The sequence below is a fragment of the Streptomyces sp. DSM 106670 genome, from assembly GCF_055792845.1.
On sequence record NZ_CM147704.1, the window covers coordinates 2,836,600 to 2,845,991 of the forward strand.

Below are 9,392 nucleotides of genomic sequence, written 5' to 3' on the forward strand. Positions count from 1 at the left end.
GCGCCGCCTCCGTGGTCGTCGTCCGGTAAACCTTCGTCTGGGTCTTCGTCGACAGTCTGTCAGCTCGAACCTCCGCACACCCGGCGGCACCCCTATTACCCTCGGTCCCGTCCGACCCGTGCACCACCCGAGGAGAACCACATGAGCGAGCGACTGAAGCCCGGCGACACCGCTCCCGCCTTCACCCTTCCCGACGCCGACGGCAACGAGGTGTCGCTCGCGGACCACAAGGGCCGCAAGGTCATCGTGTACTTCTACCCGGCCGCGCTTACCCCCGGATGCACCAAGCAGGCCTGCGACTTCACGGACAACCTCGACCTTCTGGCGAACGCCGGGTACGACGTCATCGGCGTCTCGCCCGACAAGCCGGAGAAGCTCGCGAAGTTCCGCGACACGGAAAACCTCAAGGTCACCCTGGTGGGCGACCCGGCCAAGGAAACTTTGGAGGCGTACGGCGCCTTCGGCGAGAAGAAGCTCTACGGCAAAGTGGTGACGGGCGTGATCCGTTCGACCGTCGTCGTCGACGAGGACGGCAAGGTCGAGCACGCGTTCTACAACGTGAAGGCGACCGGCCACGTCGCGAAGATCGTCAGGGATCTGGGCATCTGACGCCCGCCCGGCCCGGGGTTCCGGCCCCGGGCCACCCCTCGCACGATTCCGGCGGTACCGGCGATTCCGGGCGGCGTCCGGCCGGAGAACGTGTTCAGATCATGTGAGGGAGATCGCATCGGCCCACGAAGTCGGTTTGCGACCGCCATGACTGCGCAGAAGCCTTTCCTGGATACACACTCCGAGGAAAGGACCCGGCCATGGCGGCCCCCGACCCCCACCAGGCGGCCGACCCCGCAGCGGTCAAACGCCACCCCACGCTCTTCCGGGCCATCCGGAAGCGGCGGAATCCTCGGCTGCGCCGGACGGACATCACGGTCACGGACGATGCCGCGGTCAAGCGGGCCGTGAAGGCGGCCTCGCTGGGCAACGCCATGGAGTGGTTCGACTTCGGCATCTACTCCTATCTGGCCGTCACGATCGGACATGTGTTCTTCCCGTCCGGGAACGACACCACCCAGCTCCTCTCCTCCTTCGCGACCTTCGCGGTGGCCTTCCTCGTACGGCCGCTCGGCGGGATGTTCTTCGGCCCGATGGGCGACAAGGTCGGCCGCAAGAAGGTCCTCGCGCTGACGATGATCCTGATGGCGGTCGGCACGTTCGCGATCGGCCTGATCCCGTCGCACGACACGATCGGCGTCTGGGCCGCGGTCCTGCTGATCTTCTTCCGGATGCTCCAGGGCTTCTCGACGGGCGGTGAGTACGGCGGTGCGTCCACGTTCATCGCGGAGTACGCCCCCGACAAGCGGCGCGGCTTCTTCGGCAGCTTCCTGGAGTTCGGCACGCTGGCGGGCTACGTCGGCGCGGCGGGCCTCGTCACGGCCCTGTACGCCCTGCTGAACGACGCCCAGATGGAGGCCTGGGGGTGGAGGATCCCGTTCCTCGTCGCGGGCCCGCTGGGTCTGGTCGGCCTCTACCTGCGACTGCGCCTTGACGAGACGCCGGCCTTCCAGAAGCTGGAGGGCGGCACGGCGCACGCGAGCGAGGCGGCGGACGGCGTCGAGTCCACGGCCAAGGGTGACCTGGCGAAGATCTTCCGGCAGTACTGGCCGACGCTGATCCTCTGCATCTGCCTGGTCGGCGCGTACAACATCACCGACTACATGCTGCTGTCGTACATGCCGACGTACCTCTCCGACGAGCTCGGCTACAGCGAGACGCACGGTCTGCTGATCCTGCTGGCGGTGATGGTGTTCCTGATGCTGATCATCAGCCAGGTCGGCAAGCTCTCCGACCGCTTCGGCCGCAAACCGCTGCTGATGACCGGCATGCTGGGCTTCCTCTTCCTCTCCCTCCCCGCGTTCCTCCTCATCCGGGTGGACGGCATCCTGCCGATCACGGTCGGCATGCTGCTGCTGGGCCTCTCCCTGGTCTGCATGCTCGGCACGATGTCGGCGGCGCTGCCGGCCCTGTTCCCGACGAACGTCCGCTACGGGTCCCTGTCGGTCGGCTACAACCTCTCCGCGTCGATCTTCGGCGGCACGACCCCGCTGGTGATCACGGCCCTGATCAGCTGGACCGGCTCCAACCTGATGCCCGCGTACTACGCGATGGCGGCGGCCCTGGTCGGCGTGATCGCGGTCGCCTGCATGAAGGAGACCGCCCAGCAGCCGCTGATCGGCTCCCCGCCGTCGGTCGAGACGGACGAGGAGGCGGCGGAACTGGTACAGGCACAGGCGCCCGAACCGAAGTTCTGAGGGCTGCCGCTTCGTCGCCCTTCGCCAGGTGCCCCCTCCGGATTACGGACGTGACCATCCGATAAACGGGTCGTTACTCCGTACGAGGCTGCGAACATGCGGCCGGGACCGGAGGGGGCAGAGCATGGGGCCGGCTCGCTATACCCGTGAGCTGCTTGAAGAAGCAGCGCGGATGACGACAAACGCCACCGACGCGGTGCGGTGGTGCGGAAGGACGCCTACGCCCGGCAGCCGGCGTTATCTACGTCAGAAGATGGCCGAGGCGGGCATAGACACCTCGCACTTCGCCGACACACGGATACGCCACACAGAAGAGAGACTGCGCGAACTGGTCGCCCGCTCAACGAGCGTGGCCGAAGTCGTGCGCAGGCTGGGCATCAGTCCGGTGGGCGGCAACCAGGCTCACATCGGCCGCCGCATCACCGCTCTACGGATCGACATCTCGCACTTCACGACAGCACCTCCGGGCGGACGCAGGCCCAAGGGTTCGTTGGGAAATCTCCTGACGCTCCGTACGCCGTCGGACGGCAGAGTGCCCGGCGAACGGCTCCGCAGGGAGCTCGTGCGCAAGGGGGTGGAGAACAAGTGCACCGAATGCGGCAACCACGGGGAGTGGCTGGGGCAGCCTCTCCGGCTCGAAGTGGACCACGTCAACGGCGACTGGTGGGACAACCGCCCGGAGAACCTGCGTCTCCTCTGCCCGAATTGCCACGCGGCGACCGACACCTATCGGGGCCGCAAGCGCAGGAGGACGGCGTGAGCGCCAAGTACCCGCGCGACCTGCTGGTGCGGAGGGCCGCGGAGGCGAGCAGCCTCGTCGATCTCCTGCGCCGCTTGAACGCACCCCTGGGCAGCCGGACACTCCGGTACGTACACAACCGGCTCGCACACTACGGAGTCGACACGTCCCACTTCGTGGAGGAGGAGCTCCCCGCACGGGAGCGCTGCACGTTTCCGCGCGAGCTCCTCGCCGAAGCAGCGGCCCACTCCCACAGCATCCGGGAGATGTTCACGTACATGGGTCTGCCGCCGAGCGACAGCCCGTACGGCTACCTACGCGGGAGGATGGACCGGCTCGGCATCGACACCTCCCACTTCACCAGCGGACGCAGGTACGGAACGCCTTCCACACCTCGCACCGCACTGACCGAGGCCGTCACCGCGTCCGGCAGCCTGGCTGGCGTCCTGAGGTCCTTGGGGCTGGGCAACAACGGCACCGCCCGCGCTCGCGTGAAGCGGGACATCGAAACGTACGGGCTGTCCACGGCTCACTTCACCGGACAAGGTCACCGTCACGGAACGCGCTCCCCGAACCGCAAGTCCGCGGCGGAGATACTCAAGCGCCTGGACACCGGGGCGTCCCGGACGAAGACGGCTCAGTTACGACGAGCTCTGGACGACATCGGCGTTCCCCATGCCTGCGCGAGATGCGGGACCGGAGACACCTGGCGGGGCAGGCGGCTCGTCCTGGAGATCGACCACGTCAACGGCGACCGGCTCGACAATCGCCGCGAAAACCTCCGCTACCTCTGCCCCTCATGTCACAGCCAGACGCAAACCTTCTCGAAGCCGCGCAAGCTCGCACAGTAGAGTGGTGCGCGCGGGTCCGTACCCCAGCTGGCCTAGAGGGCGCCGGTTTAGGTCCGGTGTGTCGTGGGTTCGAGTCCCACCGGGCCCACAGGTGCGGGGCGGCTGCAACCTTCGTTTCGAAGGAAGCAGCCGCCCCGCTCTGTTTGTCACCCCACCAGCTCCCGCACCACCGGCACCAGCGCCCGGAACGCCTTCCCGCGGTGGCTGATCGCGTTCTTCTCCGCCGGGGTCAGCTCCGCGCAGGTCCGGGTCTCGCCCTCCGGCTGGAGGATCGGGTCGTAGCCGAAGCCGTTAGTGCCCGACGGGGTGTGGCGCAGGGTGCCGTTCAGGCGGCCCTCGACCACGCGTTCCGTGCCGTCGGGGAGAGCCAGGGCGGCGGCGCAGGCGAAGGAGGCGCCGCGGTGTTCGTCGGCGATGTCGCCCAGCTGGGCCAGGAGCAGGTCCAGGTTGGCCCGGTCGTCACCGTGGGTGCCGGACCAGCGGGCCGAGAAGATGCCGGGGGCGCCGCCGAGGACGTCCACGCAGAGGCCGGAGTCGTCGGCGACCGCCGGGAGGCCGGTGGCGCGGGCCAGGGCGTGGGCCTTGAGGAGCGCGTTCTCGGCGAAGGTGACGCCGGTTTCCTTGACGTCGGGGATGTCGGGGTACGCGTCCGCGCCGACGAGGTCGAGGTCGAGACCCGCGTCGGCGAGGATGGCGTGGAGTTCGGTGATTTTCCCGGCGTTGCGGGTGGCGAGGATCAGGCGCTTCATGGGCCCATTGTCGCCGGGCCGGCGCCGCCGTCGGCCCGGGGCCGCTCGACCTACGGCGTGCAGACCTTGCCGATCTCCGTCGCCGCGTCCGTCACGGGGGTGATGTCGGGGGTGGCGTCGCCTGCCTCGATGGACTTGCGGACCTCCGTGACGCCCTTCTGGAGGTCGTCGACGGCCTTGGAGAGGTCGGCGTTGTCCGTGGTGTCGTCGAGCTTCTTCAGCTCGCGGTCGATCTCGTCCAGGGACTCGGAGGCCTGGGTGATGTCCTCGGAGGCGTTGGAGACGGCCTGCTGGAGGTTTCCGACGCTGGTGGCGATGGCGTCGGCGGTACGGACGCAGTCGAGCGCCTTGTCGAGGCCGGCGCAGCCCACGGCCGTGGTCAGCGTCAGCAGGGTGGCGGCGGTGGCGAGTGCGAGGCGTTGGTGGCGGCGCGAAGCCATGGTGCGGTCCCTCCCCGGGGATCGTTACGTGGACGGACGCACGGTTCGACCCGTGCGCCCGTATCCGTGACGACGCTCTGTGGTGCGTATTTGGTTGCTTCTTTACCCGGGGAGGGCGAGTCGCTACGCGTTCCGCGTGGTTGCGAGTGCGTCACGCTGGAGTGCGGCGAGGTCGACGCAGCCCGCGGTGGCGAGGTCCAGGAGGGAGCCCAGTTCCTTGCGGTCGAAGGGGGCGCCCTCGGCGGTGCCCTGGACCTCGACGAAGCGGCCGTCGCCGGTGCAGACGACGTTCATGTCGGTCTCGGCGCGGACGTCCTCCTCGTAGCAGAGGTCGAGGAGCGGGGTGCCGTCGACGATGCCGACGCTGATGGCGGCGACGGTGTCGGTGAGCGGCTTGCGGCCGGCCTTGACGATCTTCTTGCCCTGGGCCCAGGCGACGGCGTCGGCGAGGGCGACGTAGGCGCCGGTGATGGCGGCGGTACGGGTGCCGCCGTCGGCCTGGAGGACGTCGCAGTCCAGGACGATGGTGTTCTCGCCGAGGGCCTTGTAGTCGATGACGGCGCGCAGCGAACGGCCGATCAGGCGGCTGATCTCGTGGGTGCGTCCGCCGATCTTGCCGCGGACGGCTTCGCGGTCGCCGCGGGTGTTGGTGGAGCGGGGCAGCATGGAGTATTCGGCGGTGACCCAGCCTTCGCCGCTGCCCTTGCGCCAGCGCGGGACGCCTTCGGTGACGGAGGCGGTGCAGAAGACTTTGGTGTCGCCGAAGGAAATGAGGACTGAGCCCTCGGCGTGCTTGCTCCAGCCGCGTTCGATGGTGACGGGGCGGAGCTGTTCGGGCGTGCGGCCGTCGATGCGAGACATGGGCCCGACTTTATCCGCTGGCGGGGGTGGCTCCGTTCGGGTGCGGCGGGCGGCCGTCCGGGGGAACCGTCCGCGTACGGCGCAGGCCCCGCACCGGGGCGGGTGCGGGGCCTGCGCGGGTGTGGGGCCGGCGTGCGGTCAGCCGGTCACATCATGTCTTCGATGTCGGCGGCGATGGGGTCGGCGTCGGTGCCGATGACGACCTGGATCGCGGTGCCCATCTTGACGACGCCGTGCGCGCCGGCGGCCTTGAGGGCGGCTTCGTCGACCTTGCTGGGGTCGTGGACCTCGGTGCGGAGGCGGGTGATGCAGCCTTCGATCTCGTCGATGTTGTCGATACCGCCGAGCCCGGCGACGATCTTCTCAGCCTTGGTGGCCATGTCCTTCTCCCTGTTTCACGCGCAGACGGCCGCCCGCTGCGGGTCCGTTTCGTCACGGTAACGCACGGTTGGCCCAACTTCGCGGGCGGGTAACCGGACGATCCCGAAAGATGACGATCACCGGCGCCCTGCCTTCGGGACGGACCCCGGACCGTGACGCAACTGGTCTACACCAGTTTGCAACGCCCGCCAAACGTGAAGTGTTCCGGGAGGACGCCCATGAGTTCGAGCGCCGCTGCGGTACCGCAGCAAAAATGGTGGAACGGACCGGTCCAGGGCCTGCAGAAGGTCGGGCGGAGCCTCCAGCTCCCGGTGGCCGTCCTCCCCGCGGCCGGTCTGCTCGTCAGCCTCGGCAATCTGTTCAGCTCTTACCTGCACGGCGCGTTCTGGGACAAGACCTCCGCGGTCCTGCTCAACGGCGGCACCGCGATCCTCAACGGCGAGCTGGGCCTGCCGCTGCTGTTCTGCATCGGCGTGGCCATCGGCTTCGCGAAGAAGGCGGACGGCTCCACCGCGCTGGCGGCCGTCGTGGGCTTCCTGGTCTACCGGGGGGTGCTGACCGCCTTCCCCATGGACGGCACGGTGACGGACGAGCTGCCCGCCGGTGAACCGCAGAACCCCGGAGTGCTGGGCGGCATCCTCATCGGGCTGCTGACCGCCGTCGTCTGGCAGCGCTACCACCGCACCAAGCTGGTGGACTGGCTCGGCTTCTTCAACGGCCGCCGCCTGGTCCCGATCCTGATGGCGTTCCTCTGCGTCATCCTCGGCGTGCTGTTCGGACTGCTGTGGCAGCCGGTGGGCGACGGGCTGACCTGGTTCTCCAAGCAGCTGATCGACCTCGGCTCATGGGGCGCGGCGATCTTCGGTTTCGCGAACCGGCTGCTGATCCCGGTCGGTATGCACCAGTTCCTGAACACGTTCTTCTGGTTCCAGGCGGGCGAGTTCACGGGAGCCAACGGCGCGACCGTCCAGGGCGACATCACCCGCTTCTTCGCCGGGGACCCGTCGGCCGGCCAGTTCACCTCGGGCTTCTTCCCGATCATGATGTTCGGCCTGCCCGCCGCGGCCCTGGCCATCACCCACACCGCACGGCCCGAGCGCCGCAAGGAAGTGGGCGGCCTGATGTTCTCGGTGGCACTGACTTCGTTCATCACCGGGGTGACCGAGCCGATCGAGTTCTCGTTCATGTTCGTCGCACCGCTGCTATACGGCGTGCACGCGGTGCTCACCGGGGCCTCGATGGGCATCACCTGGCTGTTGGGGGTGCACGCCGGGTTCACCTTCTCGGCCGGGTTGATCGACTACGTCGTCAACTGGCATCTCGATACGAAACCCTGGCTGATCCTCCCGATCGGCGCGTGCTTCGCGGTCGTCTACTACGCGATCTTCCGCTTCGCGATCACCAAGTTCAACCTCAAGACACCGGGGCGCGAACCCGAGGAGATCGAGAAGGAGATCGAGAGGGATCTGACGAAGTAGCAGCACACCGGGGCTTCACCCCCGGACCCCGCAAGGCCCTCGGACCACCCGGTCCGGGGGCCTTCGGCATGTCACCGAACGTATCCCGTCTGCTACTGCGAATGAGATAGGGAATTGAAGGTTCCTTATCTAACCCTCACCGTGCTAAAACTGGTCTACACCACTGAGTGGTCCAGACCACGGCGCTCTGCCGCAGGGTCTGTCGAGTCGCCGCCTCCCCGCATCAACGACCTGGGCGGCACCGTGTCCCATGGAGGAAGTTGATGACCACGGCTGAGACCGCACCCGCGGCCGAGAAGAAGAAGGGCGCCGGCGTGATGGCCGTCATGCAGCGCATCGGCCGCAGCCTCATGCTGCCGGTCGCCGTGCTGCCGGCCGCCGCGCTCCTGGTCCGCCTCGGCAACGGCGACATGCTGGGCCGCGACTCGTTCCCGACCTTCATCACGAAGCTCGCCGGCTACATGGCCGCGGGCGGTGGCGCGATCCTCGACAACATGGCGCTGCTGTTCGCCGTCGGTATCGCCATCGGCTTCGCGAAGAAGTCGGACGGCTCCACCGCGCTGGCCGCCGTCACCGGCTACCTGGTCTTCCAGAAGGTGCTCGCCACCTTCACCGACAGCAACCTGCCCCAGGTCGCGAGCGTCGTCGACGGCAAGATCGTGATGAACGACGCGCCCGTCAACGCCGGTGTCCTCGGCGGTGTCGTGATGGGCATAGTCGTCGCCCTGATCTACCAGAAGTTCTACCGGACGAAGCTGCCCGACTGGGCGGGCTTCTTCAGCGGCCGCCGTCTGGTCCCGATCCTCTCCGCCTTCGCGGGTCTCGTCATCGGTATCGTCTTCGGTCTGATCTGGCCGGTCCTCGGCGCCGGTCTGCACAACTTCGGTGAGTGGCTCGTCGGCTCCGGCGCCGTCGGCGCGGGCATCTTCGGTGTCGCCAACCGTGCGCTGATCCCGGTCGGCATGCACCACCTGCTGAACTCCTTCCCGTGGTTCCAGGCGGGCGAGTACAACGGCGCCCACGGTGACATCGCGCGCTTCCTGGCCGGTGACCCCGACGCCGGGCAGTTCATGACCGGCTTCTTCCCGATCATGATGTTCGCCCTCCCGGCGGCCTGCCTCGCGATCGTCCACTGCGCCCGCCCCGAGCGCCGCAAGGTCGTCGGCGGCATGATGTTCTCCCTCGCGCTGACCTCGTTCGTCACCGGTGTGACCGAGCCGATCGAGTTCACGTTCATGTTCATCGCCCCGGTGCTGTACGCGATCCACGCGGTGCTGACCGGTGTGTCGATGGCCCTGACCTGGGCGCTCGGTATGAAGGACGGCTTCGGCTTCTCGGCCGGTCTGGTCGACTTCCTGCTGAACCTCGGCATCGCGTCGAAGCCGTGGCTGCTGGTCCTGGTCGGCCTCTGCTTCGCGGCGGTCTACTACGCGGTCTTCCGCTTCGCGATCATCAAGTTCAACCTCCCGACCCCGGGCCGGGAGTCGGACGAGGAGCTCGCCGAGCTGCAGAAGGCCGAGGCGAAGTAGCCTCCGCCTCACCCGTACGCACCTGCGCCGAAGCCCCCGCCACCCGAGATGTTCTCCG

Annotated in this window: 10 protein-coding genes and 1 tRNA gene; 7 read left to right on the plus strand and 4 right to left on the minus strand. The window is 68.1% G+C overall.

Annotated elements, in window-relative coordinates:
- Positions 1-141: 141 nt before the first annotated feature.
- From bcp to ACSMXR_RS12570, 5 genes are all read left to right on the plus strand, one after another.
- Positions 142-609, plus strand: coding sequence for a thioredoxin-dependent thiol peroxidase (bcp, locus tag ACSMXR_RS12550; protein ID WP_473171883.1), 468 nt, complete (start codon positions 142-144; stop codon positions 607-609).
- Between the two features lie 200 nt (positions 610-809).
- On the plus strand, positions 810-2,306 hold the full coding sequence (gene proP, locus ACSMXR_RS12555; protein WP_098024946.1) for a glycine betaine/L-proline transporter ProP: 1,497 nt from the start codon (positions 810-812) through the stop codon (positions 2,304-2,306).
- Between the two features lie 124 nt (positions 2,307-2,430).
- Positions 2,431-3,066: an HNH endonuclease gene (locus ACSMXR_RS12560; protein WP_218526287.1), complete on the plus strand. Its 636-nt coding sequence runs from the start codon at positions 2,431-2,433 to the stop codon at positions 3,064-3,066.
- Positions 3,063-3,896 carry an HNH endonuclease signature motif containing protein gene (locus tag ACSMXR_RS12565; RefSeq protein WP_473171884.1) on the plus strand — a complete coding sequence of 278 codons (834 nt, stop codon included), beginning with the start codon at positions 3,063-3,065 and terminating at the stop codon, positions 3,894-3,896. Before ACSMXR_RS12560 ends, ACSMXR_RS12565 begins: the two co-directional genes overlap by 4 nt.
- A 12-nt stretch (positions 3,897-3,908) precedes the next feature.
- Positions 3,909-3,984, plus strand: a tRNA-Leu gene (locus tag ACSMXR_RS12570).
- A 58-nt stretch (positions 3,985-4,042) separates the two neighbouring features.
- On the opposite strand, the gene rdgB is transcribed toward ACSMXR_RS12570, so the two are convergent.
- The 4 genes from rdgB to ACSMXR_RS12590 all read right to left on the minus strand — a co-directional run bounded on the left by rdgB (position 4,043) and on the right by ACSMXR_RS12590 (position 6,326).
- Positions 4,043-4,645, minus strand: a complete 603-nt coding sequence (gene rdgB / locus ACSMXR_RS12575) for an RdgB/HAM1 family non-canonical purine NTP pyrophosphatase (protein WP_473171885.1) — start codon at positions 4,643-4,645, stop codon at positions 4,043-4,045.
- A gap of 50 nt (positions 4,646-4,695) precedes the next feature.
- A complete protein-coding gene (locus tag ACSMXR_RS12580; protein WP_137233714.1) occupies positions 4,696-5,085 on the minus strand; it encodes a hypothetical protein in 390 nt (129 codons plus the stop codon).
- Positions 5,086-5,208: 123 nt separating this feature from the next.
- A complete protein-coding gene (gene rph, locus ACSMXR_RS12585) occupies positions 5,209-5,946 on the minus strand; it encodes a ribonuclease PH (protein WP_018512386.1) in 738 nt (245 codons plus the stop codon).
- 146 nt (positions 5,947-6,092) lie between these two features.
- Positions 6,093-6,326 carry a PTS sugar transporter subunit IIB gene (locus ACSMXR_RS12590; protein WP_010062050.1) on the minus strand — a complete coding sequence of 78 codons (234 nt, stop codon included), beginning with the start codon at positions 6,324-6,326 and terminating at the stop codon, positions 6,093-6,095.
- Between the two features lie 219 nt (positions 6,327-6,545).
- Between ACSMXR_RS12590 and ACSMXR_RS12595 the strand changes: the two genes are divergently transcribed.
- The gene (locus ACSMXR_RS12595) at positions 6,546-7,805 is read left to right on the plus strand and encodes a PTS transporter subunit EIIC (RefSeq protein ID WP_137233713.1); all 1,260 of its coding nucleotides are present in this window, start codon (positions 6,546-6,548) and stop codon (positions 7,803-7,805) included.
- A 263-nt stretch (positions 7,806-8,068) separates the two neighbouring features.
- Complete coding sequence (locus ACSMXR_RS12600; RefSeq protein ID WP_137233712.1) at positions 8,069-9,334, plus strand: PTS transporter subunit EIIC; 1,266 nt, start codon at positions 8,069-8,071, stop codon at positions 9,332-9,334.
- Positions 9,335-9,392: the final 58 nt, after the last annotated feature.